The organism is Enterococcus alishanensis (assembly GCF_019218635.1).
Lineage (GTDB): Bacteria > Bacillota > Bacilli > Lactobacillales > Enterococcaceae > Enterococcus_A > Enterococcus_A alishanensis.
This window is the reverse complement of sequence record NZ_JAHUZB010000008.1, coordinates 25,837-42,960: the sequence shown is the minus strand read 5'-3', so window position 1 is coordinate 42,960 and position 17,124 is coordinate 25,837. Positions and strand designations below refer to the sequence as shown.

General features: G+C 36.8%; 19 protein-coding genes. 17 read left to right on the top strand and 2 right to left on the bottom strand.

Annotated elements, in window-relative coordinates; all coding sequences use genetic code 11:
* Nucleotides 1-24: 24 nt before the first annotated feature.
* From KUA55_RS15860 to KUA55_RS15825, 8 genes are all read left to right on the top strand, one after another.
* Nucleotides 25-2,100, top strand: coding sequence for a BglG family transcription antiterminator (locus KUA55_RS15860; RefSeq protein WP_218327374.1), 2,076 nt, complete (start codon nucleotides 25-27; stop codon nucleotides 2,098-2,100).
* A gap of 22 nt (nucleotides 2,101-2,122) precedes the next feature.
* Nucleotides 2,123-2,431 carry a PTS sugar transporter subunit IIB gene (locus tag KUA55_RS15855; RefSeq protein WP_218327373.1) on the top strand — a complete coding sequence of 103 codons (309 nt, stop codon included), beginning with the start codon at nucleotides 2,123-2,125 and terminating at the stop codon, nucleotides 2,429-2,431.
* A gap of 22 nt (nucleotides 2,432-2,453) precedes the next feature.
* A complete protein-coding gene (locus tag KUA55_RS15850) occupies nucleotides 2,454-3,737 on the top strand; it encodes a PTS sugar transporter subunit IIC (RefSeq protein WP_218327372.1) in 1,284 nt (427 codons plus the stop codon).
* 16 nt (nucleotides 3,738-3,753) lie between these two features.
* Entirely contained in the window at nucleotides 3,754-4,173 is a 420-nt protein-coding gene (locus KUA55_RS15845; protein ID WP_218327371.1) for a tetratricopeptide repeat protein, read from the top strand.
* A gap of 22 nt (nucleotides 4,174-4,195) precedes the next feature.
* Nucleotides 4,196-5,062: a class II fructose-bisphosphate aldolase gene (locus KUA55_RS15840; protein ID WP_218327370.1), complete on the top strand. Its 867-nt coding sequence runs from the start codon at nucleotides 4,196-4,198 to the stop codon at nucleotides 5,060-5,062.
* The gene (locus tag KUA55_RS15835; protein WP_218327369.1) at nucleotides 5,062-5,676 is read left to right on the top strand and encodes an AAA family ATPase; all 615 of its coding nucleotides are present in this window, start codon (nucleotides 5,062-5,064) and stop codon (nucleotides 5,674-5,676) included. Before KUA55_RS15840 ends, KUA55_RS15835 begins: the two co-directional genes overlap by 1 nt.
* 306 nt (nucleotides 5,677-5,982) lie before the next feature.
* A complete protein-coding gene (locus KUA55_RS15830; protein WP_218327368.1) occupies nucleotides 5,983-6,282 on the top strand; it encodes a helix-turn-helix domain-containing protein in 300 nt (99 codons plus the stop codon).
* The gene (locus KUA55_RS15825; protein WP_218327367.1) at nucleotides 6,266-6,457 is read left to right on the top strand and encodes a hypothetical protein; all 192 of its coding nucleotides are present in this window, start codon (nucleotides 6,266-6,268) and stop codon (nucleotides 6,455-6,457) included. Before KUA55_RS15830 ends, KUA55_RS15825 begins: the two co-directional genes overlap by 17 nt.
* 41 nt (nucleotides 6,458-6,498) lie before the next feature.
* Here the strand turns inward: KUA55_RS15825 and KUA55_RS15820 are convergent, their stop codons facing one another.
* Nucleotides 6,499-7,380, bottom strand: a complete 882-nt coding sequence (locus KUA55_RS15820; RefSeq protein WP_218327366.1) for a LysR family transcriptional regulator — start codon at nucleotides 7,378-7,380, stop codon at nucleotides 6,499-6,501.
* Nucleotides 7,381-7,590: 210 nt separating this feature from the next.
* Between KUA55_RS15820 and KUA55_RS15815 the strand changes: the two genes are divergently transcribed.
* Complete coding sequence (locus tag KUA55_RS15815; protein ID WP_218327365.1) at nucleotides 7,591-8,556, top strand: AEC family transporter; 966 nt, start codon at nucleotides 7,591-7,593, stop codon at nucleotides 8,554-8,556.
* A 41-nt stretch (nucleotides 8,557-8,597) separates the two neighbouring features.
* On the opposite strand, the gene KUA55_RS15810 is transcribed toward KUA55_RS15815, so the two are convergent.
* The gene (locus KUA55_RS15810) at nucleotides 8,598-10,226 is read right to left on the bottom strand and encodes an ABC-F family ATP-binding cassette domain-containing protein (RefSeq protein WP_218327364.1); all 1,629 of its coding nucleotides are present in this window, start codon (nucleotides 10,224-10,226) and stop codon (nucleotides 8,598-8,600) included.
* Between the two features lie 130 nt (nucleotides 10,227-10,356).
* Here KUA55_RS15810 and KUA55_RS15805 point away from each other — a divergent pair, with 130 nt between their 5' ends.
* The 8 genes from KUA55_RS15805 (at nucleotide 10,357) to scrK (ending at nucleotide 17,122) form a co-directional block, all read left to right on the top strand.
* Entirely contained in the window at nucleotides 10,357-10,734 is a 378-nt protein-coding gene (locus KUA55_RS15805) for a PTS sugar transporter subunit IIA (RefSeq protein WP_218327363.1), read from the top strand.
* A 262-nt stretch (nucleotides 10,735-10,996) separates the two neighbouring features.
* The gene (locus tag KUA55_RS15800; protein ID WP_218327362.1) at nucleotides 10,997-12,484 is read left to right on the top strand and encodes a BglG family transcription antiterminator; all 1,488 of its coding nucleotides are present in this window, start codon (nucleotides 10,997-10,999) and stop codon (nucleotides 12,482-12,484) included.
* The gene (locus KUA55_RS15795; protein ID WP_218327361.1) at nucleotides 12,485-12,952 is read left to right on the top strand and encodes a PTS sugar transporter subunit IIA; all 468 of its coding nucleotides are present in this window, start codon (nucleotides 12,485-12,487) and stop codon (nucleotides 12,950-12,952) included.
* A 4-nt stretch (nucleotides 12,953-12,956) separates the two neighbouring features.
* The gene (locus KUA55_RS15790; protein WP_218327360.1) at nucleotides 12,957-13,268 is read left to right on the top strand and encodes a PTS fructose transporter subunit IIB; all 312 of its coding nucleotides are present in this window, start codon (nucleotides 12,957-12,959) and stop codon (nucleotides 13,266-13,268) included.
* A gap of 19 nt (nucleotides 13,269-13,287) precedes the next feature.
* On the top strand, nucleotides 13,288-14,373 hold the full coding sequence (locus KUA55_RS15785; RefSeq protein WP_218327359.1) for a PTS fructose transporter subunit IIC: 1,086 nt from the start codon (nucleotides 13,288-13,290) through the stop codon (nucleotides 14,371-14,373).
* A gap of 14 nt (nucleotides 14,374-14,387) precedes the next feature.
* Nucleotides 14,388-15,242, top strand: a complete 855-nt coding sequence (locus KUA55_RS15780) for a class II fructose-bisphosphate aldolase (protein ID WP_218327358.1) — start codon at nucleotides 14,388-14,390, stop codon at nucleotides 15,240-15,242.
* Nucleotides 15,243-15,255: 13 nt separating this feature from the next.
* A complete protein-coding gene (locus KUA55_RS15775) occupies nucleotides 15,256-16,155 on the top strand; it encodes a ketose-bisphosphate aldolase (protein ID WP_218327357.1) in 900 nt (299 codons plus the stop codon).
* An 88-nt stretch (nucleotides 16,156-16,243) separates the two neighbouring features.
* Nucleotides 16,244-17,122: a fructokinase ScrK gene (gene scrK / locus KUA55_RS15770; RefSeq protein WP_218327356.1), complete on the top strand. Its 879-nt coding sequence runs from the start codon at nucleotides 16,244-16,246 to the stop codon at nucleotides 17,120-17,122.
* Nucleotides 17,123-17,124 lie beyond the last annotated feature (2 nt).

Here is a 17,124-nt window from a genome sequence, read left to right as displayed (position 1 = left end):
ATGGTCAGACAAGGGGATGACGCCATGAAAGAAAGAACACTTTCAATTTTGTCAGTATTTATTGCTTCAGACTATCCTTTAGAATTAACCAGTTTGGAAAAAGATTTCAAGGTAAGCATCAGAACTATTCGGAATGAATTAAAAGAAATCAATCAATTTTTAAAAGAGAAAAAAATATCTGAAATCAAAAGTATTCGTCAAAAGGGTTATCAACTTTCATTGTCTAAAGAAGAACGAAATCAACTAGGAATATATTTAAAAGAAGCCAGCGAAAATGAATATCTTGAAAGAGAAAATCGCATTTTTGATTTGATTTTAACTTTCACTTTAGGTCAGGAAAATACTTTTTTATACCAAAAGGAAGAGGAATATCAGATTTCTAAAAGCACTTTGGACGAAGATATGCGGCGTGTTCGAAGTGAACTGGAAGAATATGGAATCGAAGTCATGAGTGTTCCTAAGCAAGGGATTGTCTTAAGAGGTGCCGAGCGTTCGGTTCGCACCATGATTTATGACGTGATTAATCGAACTGTCGGAGTGCTTAATTTAACCAATATCGATAAAAAAGCCTCACTTAATCGGTTGCTATTAGATAAATATATTTCCAATCATTTGTTAAAAAAGCTAGATGATCTCTACATACAAACCGTCTCTTTTGTGGAGGATGATATTTATCGCAATCAGCTAATTATTTTCACAGCTGTTTGGTTAAGTCGCTATATGCGGCAAGATTTAATTGCTAGTACTGCTTGGGAGACGGCGGATGTACCGACAGGCGACATGAGAAATTTTGTCAACGCTGTTTGTGAGACTTTTCAAATTCAACCCCCCGAAATTGAGATTAAGTACATTGTCTTTATGCTAAATACCTTTAATTCTCGGGACATGAATAATTCAATCGAATGGGTGCAAGCACAATTACTATCGATTCAATTGATTGAATATGTGGAAAATGAAACAAAAATTCCCTTTACTCGCAAAGAAGAAGTTTTGCAAGAAGGATTGTACAAACACATTGCCGGATTAATCAATCGTGTAAAAAGTCAGATTCAAATTGTGAATCCTTTAAAAGAGAATATCAAGAAAAATTATTTTGGAATTTATCAAGCCATTCAAAATTTCATGAAAAAAAATCAATGGTGGGGTGAAAAAAAGGTTAGTGATGATGAAGTAGCTTTTCTAACTATTCATTTTTCCACTTCGGTTAGTGCAATCAATCAAGATTTGCATTATATCTACAAAGCAGTCGTGGTTTGTAATCATGGCGTAGCGACGGGAAAATTACTAGCTGAAAATCTTAAAGAGCTGTTTAATATTGAGGTTTTGGCAATATTGAGTTCTCGTGAGACTGAATTAATTGATAAGTTGGATGTTGATTTAGTTTTTTCATCCGTGGCACTTAATTATCAGAATCGTCCATTGTTAGAAGTCAATCCTATTATCCGCGAAAAAGATAAACAACGAATAATTGATTTTTTACAACAACATGCCAGTTTACGACGTTTGGTAAACAATACGGCTGATGCAACTGAGATGTTTTATTCACTGATAAATATTATTGAAGCCAGTGGTGGCAGTATCACAGGTGAGATTTATAGTCAGCTGGAAAACACATTTGATAAAAATAATTTAACTATAAACAAGAAGGAGATTCAGCCTATGTTAGAGGATGTCTTAAAAGACAGTCATATCTTATTAAACCAACAAGTGGATGATTGGCAAATGGCTATTCAACGAGTGTCAGAACCTTTATTAAAAGAAAAGGTGATTGAAGAAAATTATGTGACCGCCATGATTGATTCAGTCAAACAATATGGGCCTTACATTGTGATCGGAAAGCATCTGGCACTGGCTCATGCGCGACCAGAAGATGGCGTAAATAAATTAGGGGTGAGTGTCGCGACCTTAAAAGAACCGATTGTTTTTGGCAATCCCGACAACGATCCAGTAAAAATCATTTTTTGTTTAGCAGCAGTCGATTCATACTCTCATTTAAACATTATGAAAAATCTGATTGCTTTAATCAATGACGAAGAAAAACTAGATTATTTGTGTCAATTGGACTCAGTTGATGCTTTTAAAGATACATTATTTCAATAAAAAATAGAATGGAGAGAAAAAAATGGGTAAACAAGTCAGTATTTTATTCGTATGTGGTGCAGGTTTAGGAAGTAGTTTTGCGGCTCAAATGGCAGCTGAGGATGTATTAAATGCAAGAGGTGTTAATGCAAAATTAGATCACGTGGATATTTCAACGGCAGCGTCGGTTCAACCAGATGTGATTATTACAGCAACTAATTTCCAATCACAATTTGAAAAATTTTCAATTGATGAAAGCAAGACAGCTGTTGTCTTCTTAAAAAATATTGTTTCTAAAGCAGAGATTGAAGAAAAATTAATTCCAGTTTTAGAAGCAAAAGGCGCTATCTAATTTAAATTGAGGGGGAGTAATAATGGGCGTTATAACTTTTATTATTGAAAATATTTTGACACAGGCATCGATTACGATTGCATTAATCGCCATGCTTGGTCTGGTGTTACAAAAGAAATCAGTCGGTCAAATTATTTCAGGTACATTGAAGACGTTGCTTGGTTTCCAGGTTTTAAGTGCAGGTTCTAGTATTATTGTCGGAAGTTTAACTTATTTTGGTGAAATTTTCCAAGAAGGTTTCAAGATGCAAGGGATTGTCCCATCGATTGAAGCCATTAATGGTCAAGCCATGAACGAGCTAGGTTTAGGTCGCGATATCGCCTTAACATTTTTAGCAATTTTTGTTTTTAATATTTTAATTGCTCGTTTCACTAAGTGGAAATACATTTTCTTAACCGGGCAAGCCATTTTATGGATGGCTACCATGACGACTGTTTTTGGATACTTTGCAGGTTTGCGAGGGATTGCGCTAATTTTAGTCGGTGGTTTTATCGGTGCCGTTTTCGCAGTTGCTATGCCAGCGATTGCCCAACCAATTATTCGCCGTGTAACTGGTTCTAACGATATTGCTTTAGGTCATTTTTGTACGATTGGTTACTTGTTTGAAGCCGGTGTCGCTTATATTTTTGGTCAAAAAGGTGAAAATAAAAAATCAGCTGAAGATTTAAAATTACCTTCTTCATTTGAATTTTTACAAGATACGTATCTATCTGTGATGGTGGTAATGGTGCCACTATACATTATTACGGCTGCCTTTGCCGGTCCTGGTGTTGGTGACCATGGCGCGCAAAATTATTTGATGTTTGCATTCTTGCAAGCGATTCAATTTGTTGTGGGTGTCTATGTATTACTTGCTGGTGTCCGCTTATTGTTAGGTGAAATCGTTCCAGCATTCCGCGGAATTGCTATGAAATTAGTGCCAAATGCGATTCCAGCGTTAGATTGTCCTGTCTTTTTCCCATACGCACCGAACTCAGTTATTTTAGGCTTTATTACGACAACCATCGGAACCGTGATTGCCATGTTTGTTTTACCGATGTTTGGCTTAGCAATGATTCTACCTGGTATGTTAACCAACTTCTTTGCCGGCGGTACTGCTGGGATATTTGGGAATGAAATCGGTGGTCGTCGTGGCGCAATTATTGGTGGGATTGCCCATGGGTTCTTCATTACCTTACTGCCAGCATTACTAGTCGGAATTTTCAATAGCATGGGCTTCATTAATGCCACCGCAACCGATGTTGATACAGTGGCAGCCGCATTACTATATGCTTGGATCTTTAGCCCGTTACTAAAAATGTTCTAATTAAAGGAGAGATTCGATGTTTGGCTTTTTGAAAAAAAATAAAGAAAAACAGCCTGCTAAACCAGTCCCAGAAGAACCACAACTTTCTGAAACAGAACAGGAGCAGCTGAAAGATCAAATTGAAAGAATCAAGATTCAAGTCAAAGAACTTGAAGCCGCTGATCCTTTGCAAGATGCTGAATTAGCGAAACTTTATGAATCATTAGGTTTGGCTTATGAAAAATTAAGTCAAGTTGACGAAGCCATCCTTGCTTTAGAAAAAAGTTTGGACTTGAAATTAAGTATTGGTGATGGCTACAAGAAATTAATGAGTTTATACAATGCCAAAAGAGCAGAAGCTGCTAGAAATGGTGACGACGAAGGCATTGAAAAATATATGAACAAAATGGATGACATGCGCCAAATCGCTAAAAAAGTAACCGTTGGCGGAAAATAAAAAAGAAGAAGGTAATGATGATATGTATAAGAATTTAAAACAAGTAACTGAGACAGCAGAAGCGTTAAATATGACTATTGGGGCTTTTAATACTCATAATTTAGAAATGTTGCCAGAAATGATTCGTGCCGCAAAAGAAATGGGGGCACCAATTATTATTCAAACAAGTATCGATACAGCTAAATACATTGGCTACAAAGTGTTAGTTGCGGTCGTTAAAGAAATTGCTGAGGATGAGATGGTAGATGTGGTCTTACACTTAGACCATGCCCGAGATTTTAATGAAATCAAGGCGGCAATTGATGCTGGTTATTCAAGTGTCATGTATGACGGTTCTCACTTACCATTTAAAGAAAATATTGCGAAAACCCAAGCAGTAGTGGAATATGCGCATCCCCGTGGTGTGTCAGTCGAAGGTGAGTTAGGAACAATTGGTGGCACCGAAGAAGGTATTTCTGTTGCTGAAGATGATAAAGTTTATACTCGTCCTGAAGATGCGGTAGAATTTGTTAAAGCCACTGACGTAGATGCATTGGCTATCGCGATTGGAACTAACCACGGTCAATTTAAATCAAAAACCGAAGTCAATATTCCATTATTGAAAGAAATTCATGCCGTAGTTGATTGTCCATTGGTTATTCATGGCGGTACCGGTGTAAAAGAAGAAGATTATCCAGAATTAATTAATAACGGTATCCGTAAATTTAACGTCGGTACAGAGTTATTAGTAAATTGGACAAAAACAGCCAAAGATTCATTTGGTGAAACAGAAGTCAATAAATCTCTACGGCATAATGTTATCCCTGCGAATATCGCCGTAAAAAATATTGTGAAACACAAAATTGGCTTATTTATGAATGTAGAAAGTCCCATCAAACAAACAATCTAATGAAAAAATATTTGATTTTAATCGCAGGTAGCCCAGCAACGGGTAAGACTTATTTAATCGATCGAATCAAAGAAGTTATTCCTGATCCATTTGTCATTACACCTGATGAAGGCAAAGAAATTTTAGCTGATTCAGTCGGATTTGATAACCTGGCTGAAAAAGCTCAATTAGAAAAACACGTGTGGAAATTTTATTATGGTGTATTAGATTTATATATGGAAGCAGGAAAACGGGTCATTGTATCAGAATATCCCTTCAGCTATAAACAAGCCGATCGGCTAACTCACTTAGCCGAAAAACATGACTATCAAATCATTACGATTCGTCTGATTGCGGACTTTGATATTCTATGGCAGAGACGTAAAGTCCGTGATGTCGAAAATGATCGTCATTTAAGTCATATCATGAGCCAGTATCATTTTGGCGATGAATTAATTAATCGAACAGCAGCTGATAGTTTAATTACCGAAGAAGAGTTTAAGCAAGTCATCGAAAATAGAGGATACAATCATTTTCAATTAGGTGACTTGTATGAATTCGATGTATCTGATTTTTCTAAAGTTGACTATGATTCTTTTTTAATTGAATTGGCTGAACGAATCAATCAAAGATAAATTCTTAAACTAATCTAGACTGTAGACCATCTTCAAAAAAGGAAGATGTCTACAGTTTTTTTGTCTAAAGAAAAAAATCACCATATTCAATGACACGCAACTGATTTTTTGATTTGTTGAGTCGGGTAAGAAAGTAAGAAAAATTCCGTAAATCTTTTATGACGCATCTGATCATTTACTCTTGATTTAGCAACGATTCAACTCACCGTTGAGTTGGAAAAGTGCCCGTCAACAAAATAGTTACCCACATTTTATAGTAAATGAATAAACAAGCTTGCTATAATAAAATAAAAGAGGTGGCCGTCAATGATTCGAATTGGAGAACAGCTAAAATATTATCGTCAGCAAAAACAGCTTACCCAAAAAGAAGTGGCTGAAAAATTACACGTGACCCCTCAGACCATTTCCAAGTGGGAATTAGATAAAAGCTATCCTGATCTAGATCAGTTAAGTCGTTTAAGTCAATTATATGGAAAAAAAGTGGATGTGTTACTTGGTCAAGGAAAACCTAGCTTTTTTGATTATTTAATGGGTGCGGATAATTTTCGAAAAAGTTATGGGCTTCCGGCAAAGAGGGGAGTAGAAAAAGATGGTGAAAATCAATAGAATGATTGCTGTTTTGTATAATCTTTGCGGGGTAGCGTTACTGGCTTTAGCAGGCGGCGGTATGGCACCGCCTGTTGGTTATGTTCCTCCGTGGCTTTGGATCTCATGTAGTATTCCGTTTATTTTTTTACTGTTGGCTCATGTCTATCGTTGGCGCTTAGCCAAGCAAAATTAAAAAGCATGTACCGGTGAATTTTTTTCCGGTACATGCTTTTTTTAAAGCGCTAATTGGTTAATCAATCCAATTAATTCTTGTCTGATACTTGAACTGGTAGCCGTATCTCGTTGAACCAATGAAATCAAAAAATGCGGCTGCGGTGTGTCTTCGATCGGCAGACAAACTAAATGGTCTTCCTCGTTGACTGCGATTTCGGTCAGAAAACCGATCCCGACTTGCTCACGAATCATGCCTTTTAATATATTCAGATTGTTATTTTGATAGATAATAGTTGGTTCGAAACCGGCTTGTTGAGCCATCATCTTAAAGGCTTCTGGATGGACATAATGTTCATTTAAGATGACAAAGTTTTCAGCTTTTAATTCAGCAAAAGCAACACTTTTTCGTTGCGCCAGTGGATGTTGTGGACTAACAACAATCATAAAATTCTTTTCGATTAGTAAATGGCTATTTAACTGATGATCACGAATAGGAGAGATTGAGCCCAATAAGGCTAAGTCAATTTTTCCTCGTTGTAACATGGTAACCAAGTCAATTGAACCAGCATCCACTAAATTAATCTGATTCATTAAATCGTGTTCAAAAAGCTGCGTTGATAATTTAGGAAAATAATAGTTACCAATAATAGGGGGTAAACCAAAGGCGATCTTCTCGTCTTTTAAACGATTAATTTCCGTACTGGCAACATAAAGCTCATGTAGGATTGTGCTGATATGTTGTGACAATATTTGACCAGCAGGTGTAATGGTCAGCTGCTTATGACTTTGATCACGGTAAATTAATTTCGTCCCAAAAATCTCTTCTAATCGTTGTACGGCGTAGGTAACAGTGGGTTGACTTACTTTAAAGGCTTCTGCGACCTTTGTATAATTACGCTCTTTTACAAGGCGTTGAAAATATTCTAAATCTTTTAAATTCATAGAAAAGCTCCTCTTAAAATGTTCCGTTACTCATATAAAAATAGTTTATCATACTTCTATGTTTTGACTATATTAACAAATTACGACTAGAATAACTGTGCACTTAACGAACGGATATAAACAGCAAAAAAGCCAAAACAAGCTGAAAATGATACCGTCATATTAAGCGAAAGGTTTTTATCGAGAAGTGGATATTAGGAGGAGTGAATCATGGTTTTCTTTCAATCGATTGAAAGTGTTATTAGTATTATATTAATGATTGCTTTAGGTTATATCTTAAAGCGTCAAGGTTGGTTTGATGAAAGTTTTGGTAAAAGTATTTCGTCATTAATTACGAAAGTAGCTTTGCCGGCATCAATTTTTGTGTCAGTTTTAAAAAATTTGACAAAAGACAGTTTAATTTCCCTATCAGGTAGCCTGATTTATCCTGTCGGCGGTGTAATTATTTCCTATATCATTGCTTACATCTTAGTCAAAGTGTTAAAGATACGCCCTGGACGTCGTGGTATATTTATGAATGCTATCGCTAACGCCAATACAATTTTTATTGGTTTGCCGTTAAATATGGCATTGTTTGGTGATAAAGCCTTACCTTATTTCTTAGTTTATTATGTCACCAATACTATATCCACTTGGGCATTTGGCGTCTTCTTGATTTCCAATGATGATCCGACAAAAGTAAAAGGTGGACCAAAAGCCAAATTAAATTGGAAAAAATTATTGCCACCACCATTATTAGGTTTTATTGTTGCGCTAGTTTTCTTACTATTAAGTATTCCAGTGCCAGATTTTATTAACAATACCTTGAGTTATGTGGGTGGCATCGTGACACCATTATCACTACTTTATATCGGGATTGTTTTATATGATGCTGGTTTGAAGAGTATTAAGTTTGATCGTGATACGGTCGTTGCTTTGATCGGTCGTTTTGTGATTGCGCCAGCTGCGGTCATTTTATTGATTACTATAGGTAGTAATTTGTTTGGCGCAGATTTAGCACCATTATTACGTCAAACCTTGATTGTTCAATCAGCTACACCGATGTTAGCGGTCTTGCCTATTTTAGCTAATGAAGCCCATGGCGATGTAAAATATGCAACTAATTTAGTTACAACTTCAACGATTTTATTCGTGGTCGTGGTACCAATCTTAATGCAAATTATTCAATTTATTTAATCTAAAAAGGAAGTCGCTTGATTTAAGCGACTTCCTTTTTTTTAGTTTCCAGTAAATAAATGTTTCATTTTTTGTTGTACGTCAGGATTTTCTAAGAATTCATCATAAGTGGTTTCGGCGCGATCGACTAATCCACTGTCAGAAATAGCAATAATCCGATTAGCAATTGTTTGAATGAACTGATGGTCATGAGAGGCAAATAATAATGAGCCTTTGTAGGCCATCAAGCCATCATTCAATGCTGAAATGGATTCTAAATCCAAGTGATTGGTTGGATCATCTAAAACCAAGACATTTGATTTTGCTAACATTAATTTTGATAGCATACAACGAACTTTTTCACCACCGGATAAGACATTGACCGGTTTCAATACTTCATCACCTGAAAAGAGCATCCGACCTAAGAAACTTCGTAAGAAAGTATTGTCGTCTTCTTCTTTAGAAGCATATTGACGTAACCAATCTAAGATAGTTAAGTTTGTGTCGAATTCTTTACTTGGATCTTTTGGTAAATACGCTTGACTGGTAGTGACGCCCCAACGAACGGTACCGCGGTCAGGTGTTAAATCACCCATGATTACTTTGAATAAAGTAGTTGTGACTAAGTCGTTTTCAGCTACAAAGGCAACTTTATCGTCTTTATTCAAGGTAAATGAAATATTGTCTAAAATCTTTTTGCCATCAATTGTTACGCTAACATCGTCTACTTGTAATAAATCATTGCCGATTTCACGTTCAGGCTTGAATGCCACGAATGGATAACGACGAGAAGATGGCTGAATATCGTCAATCGTGATTTTTTCCAACATTTTTTTACGAGATGTTGCTTGTTTAGATTTTGAAGCATTGGCACTAAAACGTGCGATAAAGTCTTGTAATTCTTTGACTTGTTCTTCTTTTTTAGCATTTTGTTGTGATTGTAATTTTGCGGCTAATTGACTAGATTCTAACCAGAAATCGTAGTTCCCAACATATAGTTTAATTTTACCAAAGTCTAAGTCAGCCATGTGGGTACACACTTTGTTCAAGAAGTGACGGTCATGGGATACGACAATCACGGTATTGTCAAAGTTGATTAGAAATTCTTCCAACCAATTGATAGATTGGATATCTAAACCATTGGTAGGCTCATCTAGTAATAGTACATCAGGCTTACCAAATAATGATTGTGCCAGCAAGACTTTGATTTTTTGTCCGGCGGTTAGTTCACTCATTTTTTGTTGGTGTAATCCTTCTGGAATGTTTAGCCCTTGTAATAAGACAGCCGCTTCTGGTTCTGCTTCCCAGCCATCTAATTCAGCAAATTCGCCTTCAAGTTCAGCAGCTTTAATCCCATCTTCGTCAGAAAAATCTTCTTTCATATAAATGGCATCTTTTTCTTGCATCACTTGGTAAAGACGTTCATGGCCCATAATTACTGTTTGTAAAACAGTGTAGTCTTCAAAGTCAAAATGATTTTGCTTTAAGACAGCCATCCGTTCGTTAGGTCCTAAGGTTACGTTACCAGTGGAAGGTTGGATTTCTCCAGATAAAATTTTAAGAAAAGTCGACTTCCCTGCACCATTTGCGCCGATTAGGCCGTAGCAGTTGCCGGGAGTGAATTTAATATTTACGTCATCAAATAATTTACGGTCAGGAAATTGTAAACTGACATCACTTACTGTAATCAATGATTGTCCTCGCTTTTTATGTATTGGCGTAAAGCCTCCTTGAATTATAGCTACCAAATGAAGAAGTTTCAAGGGATGTTTGAGATTACTTGAGAAATAAGTTAGACTTATCTGTAAGGGAGGTTGGAAAATGATTGGTATAATTGTGGCGACCCATGATCATTTTGGCAAAGAATTATTAAAAACAGCTGAATCGATCGTTGGCACCCAAGAGGATGTCATCACTATCTCTGTGGCACCTGGCACGATTGGAATGAAAGAACATTTTGTCGAATTAGGCGAGGAAACATTAGAGCGTAATGATGAATTGTTGTGGTTGGTCGATATTTTTGGGGGCACCCCCTTTCGTTATGTGAGTCAGTGTGTTGTAGATGATGAACGACAACACTTAGTTACCGGCGTGAATCTACCGATGTTAATGGAAGCTTTAATGAACCGCAAAAAAACTGGTAGCGAGTTAGCAGAATTATTAGTAAGTGACAGCCAAACCGGTATTAGAAAAATGTAAATTTAAATAATTTTAAAAATAAATCGTCCATCAGCTGCTTAGTCATTGATCTGAAATGATAAGCGGCTGTTTTTTTGTTTGTTTTTAAATATTGAAAATCAGCACTTTTTGCGAATATTAATTGTTATCATAAAGGTCATATGTTCAAAATTTAAAAGTTGTATATTTTGTAAGCGTTATCTTTTTTGTCCGTAGATTAGGACAGTCTTTTAAATTTATGATTAAAATTTGAGCTTATAATTCAATTAAGGAGTTGGTTGACATGCAGCTTAGTAAAAAAGAGAGCAGTTTGATCGAGATTTTTCTTTCAACCAAAAAAATCTTAACTGCGCAAGAAATTGCTGACAATCTGAGAATTTCTACTAAAACTGTCTATCGACTAGTAAAAAAAATCAATGAACTAAGTAGCAATGGTCCAGTGATTGAAACACAAACAGGTAAGGGGTTGTCGTTAAATTACAAAAGGTATCTGAAAGTAATCAACGAACAAGAAAATACCCAAGAAGATAATGCTGAAGGGCGTCGTAACCGGATCTTATTAGAGTTGCTATTTAAATCGCCTCATCCCATGGATATTCAAACTTTATATGAAGTACAATTCGTCTCAAATGAATTGATTATTAAAGACATTGAAAAAATGCGGGAAACAGTTAAGCCTTATCAATTAGCAATAAAGAAAAAACGCAATCTAGTTTCGTTAGTTGGTTCGGAAAAAGAAATTCGTCATCTGAGTTATAAACTTATTTCAATGGGTTCTTTTTTAACAACTGAAACCTATGTCGTAAATGATGAGACGATGAACTCCTATGATGCGGATTTAATTACTTCATTATTGGAATACATTGAAAAAATGGTGGGGAACCCGATTCCTTATCCGTATAATGTCAATATTTTTTCTCACATTTATATTTTGTTGTCACGGTTTCGTAAAGGTAAAGTCGCCAATCCAGAAGTCAGTAAGTTGTCAGAACTAGATGGGGAAGAAAAAAACCTGATTCAACAAAATCAAGAAAAATTTGAAATCGCCAAGAAAATCATTCAACGAATTGAAGACTATCTAGTAGCTGAAATTGATGAGATCGAAGTGTTTTATTTATTTCAATATATTATGGCTTCAAGAGTTAGCACAAACGAAAACGCTCAAGCTATGACGAACGAATCGGAAGAAGTGACTATACTGGCATTGCACTTAGCCAAGTATTTAAAAGCTGAATTGAATTTTTCCTTCATTGAAATTATTGATGACGCCAGCTTTTTAGAACATCTACGCTTAATGCTTTACCGCAGTAAGAACGGCATTATTGTAAAAAATGAATTGATTCAAGATATTCGGCGAGAGTATAGCGAAATCTATGTGGCCTTGCAAAAAGCTTTGGATGATTTGTCGTCAGAATTTGAAAGTTTAAATATCTCAGATGATGAAATCGGTTTCTTGGTTTTGTATTTTGCCCAAATTTTAGAAAAGAAAAGATTCCAACGGAGAGTTTTAATCATGTGCAGTAGCGGCGTTGGTACCAGTGAATTATTAAAAATTAAGGTCCAAAGAGCTTTTCCTGATTTAGATATTGTCGATGTAGTGTCATTAAATCAATACAAGAAAAATTATGAAAAACTGGGAAAAGAAAGCTTTGATTTTATTTTGACGACAGTCAGTTTGGATAACAAAAGCAATGTGCCAAGTTTGTTAGTTAATTTCATGTTTACACAGCGCGACCAAGAAAATGTCGCTAAATTATTGGAGGGGTTATAAATGGATACGTTAGATATTAAAGAAGTTGTCAATAAGAATTTAATCATTACTGGATTGGAAGGAACTGACAAAGAAGCAGTCATTCGAGAATTAACTAAAAGATTACATGATCAAGGCTATTTATCAGATGAAGAAACTTTTGTCCAAGATGTTTTAGCTAGGGAAAAAGAAGGCATCACTGGTTTAGGTAATGGAATTGCGATTCCTCATGGAAAATCAGATGGTGTCAAAATCACAACCATCGCCGTAGGAACGACTAAGAGTCCCATCGAGTGGGAATCCTTAGATGATGAACCAGTCAATGTGGTTATTCTGTTTGCTGTCAAAAAAACAGATGAAACCACCACTCATATTAAATTATTACAAAAAGTCGCGATTTTATTAGCTGACGAAGATTTATTAACCAATTTAAGAAATGCTCAATCGAGTGATGAAATTTTTGAACTATTAACAGCAGAGGAGGAATAGGTTTATGAAAATTGTAGGAATTGCCGCATGTACATCAGGAATTGCCCACACCTATATTGCACGGGAAAAATTAGTTAAAGCAGGTGAAGCTTTAGGGCATGAGATTCACATCGAGACACAAGGAACCATCGGTACTGAAAATGAATTGACCAATGAGCAAATCAAAGAAGCAGATGTAGTCATTATCGCAGCTGACATCAAAATTGGCGGAAAAAATCGTTTTGACGGAAAAAAAGTGGTAGAAGTTCCCACTAATACAGTGATTAAAGCACCACAAGGATTGATTAAAAAGGTAGAACAATTAGTTAACACATAAATAATGAGGGGGAAGTTACATGTTAAAAAAATTAGAGTTGAAGAAGCACGCCCTAACAGCCATTTCCTACATGTTGCCAATTGTTGTTACTGCCGGACTTTTAATCGCCATCGGAAATTTAACTGGCGGGGCAGTGATTGAAGATTACAGTGCAGCTTATTCAATTCCTGATGCCTTAGTTTCTTTAGGTGTACTAGGAATGGGATTATTGGCGCCAGTTATTTCCGGTGCGATTGCTTATTCAATTGCTGATCGACCAGGGATTGGACCAGGTTTATTCATGGGTTTGATTGCTAACAGTATCGGCGCAGGTTTCTTAGGTGGAATGCTAGGTGGTTATCTAGTTGGTTTCTTAGTAAAATTCATCATCAACAATTTGAAAGTACCAAAATGGGCAGAAGGTTTAATGCCGATGATGATTGTGCCATTAGTATCAACTTTAGTTATGGGATTATTAATGTATTTCGTAATTGGTGTGCCGATTGTCTGGGCGACAGTAGCCTTAACCAATTTCTTAAATAGTCTGCAAGGTAGCGGCCGCTTCTTATTCGGTGCTATTGTAGGCGGCATGGCAGCCTTTGACTTTGGTGGACCAGTCAATAAAGTCGCTTCATTATTTGCAGATGGTTTATTACTAGAAGGTGTTTTCGAACCAGAAGCAGTGAAAATTTTAGCATCAATGGTCCCACCGTTTGGCGTAACAATTTCATGGGTATTATCAAAAGTATTCCGCAAGAAAAAATATTCTAAAGGCGAAGAAGACAATATCAAAATCGCTTTTCCAATGGGTATTTGTATGATCACAGAAGGCGTTATTCCGATTGCCGCAGTCGATCCATTACGAGTAATTTTCTCTTGTACTGTCGGTGCTGCTGTAGGTGGCGGATTAAGCATGATGTGGGGCATTGGTTCTCCTGTTCCTTCAGGCGGACTGTTTATTGTTCCAGCGATGACTAATCCATTATTGTTCATGTTGGCATTATTAATTGGTTCAGCAATTACCGGTGTGCTCCTGTTTGTACTGAAAAAAGAACCGGTCGAAGAAGAACAGTTCGAAGCAGAAGAGGAGGAAGAAATGGACTTGTCAGATATTACTCTTTCTTAGGAGGACAGTAAAACATGTATGTTTCAATGAGAGAAATGTTGCAAAAAGCCAATCGTGAAAAGTACGCAGTCATGGCAATAAATTGTTTCAATTTAGAAACTGCTCAAGCCGTGATTCACGCAGCAGAAGAATTACAGGCACCGATTATCGTTGATTTATTACAAGAACATCTGGAAATGCATCTAGGATACGAATATTTAACTTTGCCTATTAAACGGATGGCAGAAAAAGCCAGTGTCGATGTAGCGATTAATTTAGACCACGGACAAGATGTCGCTTTTGTGAAGCAATGTCTGCATGAAGGATTCTCCAGTGTAATGATGGATGCTTCCATGTATGATTTAGCGGAAAATATTCGGATTACTAAAAATATGGTGGACTTTGCTCAAACTTATAATGCCAGTGTCGAAGCGGAAGTTGGGAATATGGGAGCGGTCGCTGGTGACAATTGGACCAACGATCAGATGTTTACTGATGTAGATGAAGCCATCCAGTTTATTAATGAAACGGGTGTTGATTGTCTCGCCTTATCTTATGGCTCTACTCACGGCGATTATCCAGAAGGTTTCGTGCCAGAATTTCGTTTTGATATCGTAGAAAAAATCAAAGCAGCAACCAATTTACCACTCGTGTTACATGGTGGTTCTGGTGCTGGTGAAGAAAATATCAAAAAATCTATTGAATTAGGGATTAACAAAATCAATGTCGGCTCAGATTTTATGGCAGCACAAGCAGCCTTTTTAACCGAAGAATTGGCTAAAGGGGAAAAAGTAGACTACCCAGCCTTGGTTCATCAAAGTATGGCTGCCGGAAAAGAAATGGTAAAAAAATATATTCGACTTTCAGGGTCAATAAATAAATCAAAATAGGAGCGTATTAAATATGTTATTAAACATGAAAGAATTATTAACCGTCGCACAAGAAAACAACTTTGCAGTAGGAGCCTTCAATGTGGCAGATAGCAACTTCTTCCGAACTGTAGTGGAAGCAGCAGAAGCAAACGATTCACCAGCGATTATTGCCGTTCACCCAACTGAATTGGATTTTACTAAAGATGACTTTTTCCAATATGTGATGACACGAGTAAAAAATTCTAGCGTACCTTTCGTAGTGCACATGGATCATGGCGATAGCTTAGCAAGTATCATGCGGGCCATTCATTGTGGTTTTAGCTCAGTCATGATTGATGGGTCACTATTACCATTTGAAGAAAATATTGCTGTGACAAAAGAAGTGGTGGATGTTTGTCATAAGTTAAATGTTTCAGTTGAAGGAGAATTAGGTACGATTGGTAGTACCGGGACTTCGGTTGAAGGCGGCGTGAGTGAAGTTGTCTATACTAAACCAGAAGATGCTGAAATCTTTGTAAAAGAAACGGGTATCGACACTTTAGCGGTGGCAATCGGTACAGCTCACGGAATCTATCCAAAAGATGTAAAACCAGAATTGAAAATGGATGTTTTAGAAGAAATCAAAGAAAAAATTTCGATTCCATTAGTTTTACACGGAGGGTCTGCTAATCCAGATGAAGAAATTGCTAAAGCAGTTGCAATTGGTATTCAAAAAGTTAATATCTCTTCCGACTACAAATACGCTTTTTACAAAAAATGTCGTGAAATCTTAGCTTCGACAGAGCTTTGGGATCCGAATGCGATTTATCCAGATTGTATTGATGCAGCCAAAGAAGTAGTCACACAAAAAATGGGACTGTTTAACTCAACTGGTAAAGCAAAACTATATCGTGAAGCCAATCAACAACCATGGCGCAGTGATTTACAATAAACAATTGAGACAGGCAGTTGACAACTTATGTTGACTGCCTGCTTTTTTTCCCATATCATAAATAAAATGATTTCTATGAGGTGAAGAGATGACAAAATTTTATGGCAGTATCGAAGCTGGTGGGACAAAATTTGTCTGCGCCATTGGTGATGAAAATTTTAAAATCATTGAACGGGTTAGCTTTCCAACTGAAACACCTGAAGAAACAATGCCAAATGTGATTGCTTTTTTTCAGCAACATCAAACAGACTTAGCAGCTATCGGCGTTGGTTCATTCGGTCCGATTGATATTCACAAAGATTCAAAGACTTACGGATATATCACTTCTACGCCAAAACTTCCTTGGCAACATTATGATTTTATCGGCGAACTAAAAAAACATTTCTCGGTTCCAATGACTTGGACAACCGATGTAAATGCAGCTGTTTATGGTGAATACGTGGCGGGTAGCGGTAAAGGCTTAAATAGTGCCGTTTATTATACGATTGGGACCGGGGTTGGCGGCGGCGCAATTCAAGAGGGCCGTTTGATTGAAGGCTTTAGTCATCCTGAGATGGGCCACATGCAAGTCAAACACCATCCAGAAGATGATTTTGCTGGCGCTTGTCCATTTCATGGAGATTGTCTTGAAGGAATGGCAGCTGGCCCAGCCATTGAAAAACGTTTAGGGAAAAAAGGTCAAGATTTAGCTGCTGATGATCCTTATTGGGAAATTGAAGCTTATTATTTGGCACAATGTGTTTATAATACGACGTTGCTATTACGTCCAGAAGTAATTATTTTGGGCGGCGGTGTGATGAAACAACAACAAATGATGAAAAATGTCCGTCAAGCCTTCACAAAATTAGTTAATGACTATGTGGAAGTACCAGCTTTAGAACAATACATTGTATTTCCAGCATTGGAAGATAATGCAGCCACTGTCGGTTGTTTTGCGATGGCGAAAGAAGCTGCTTTACACAATTAAAA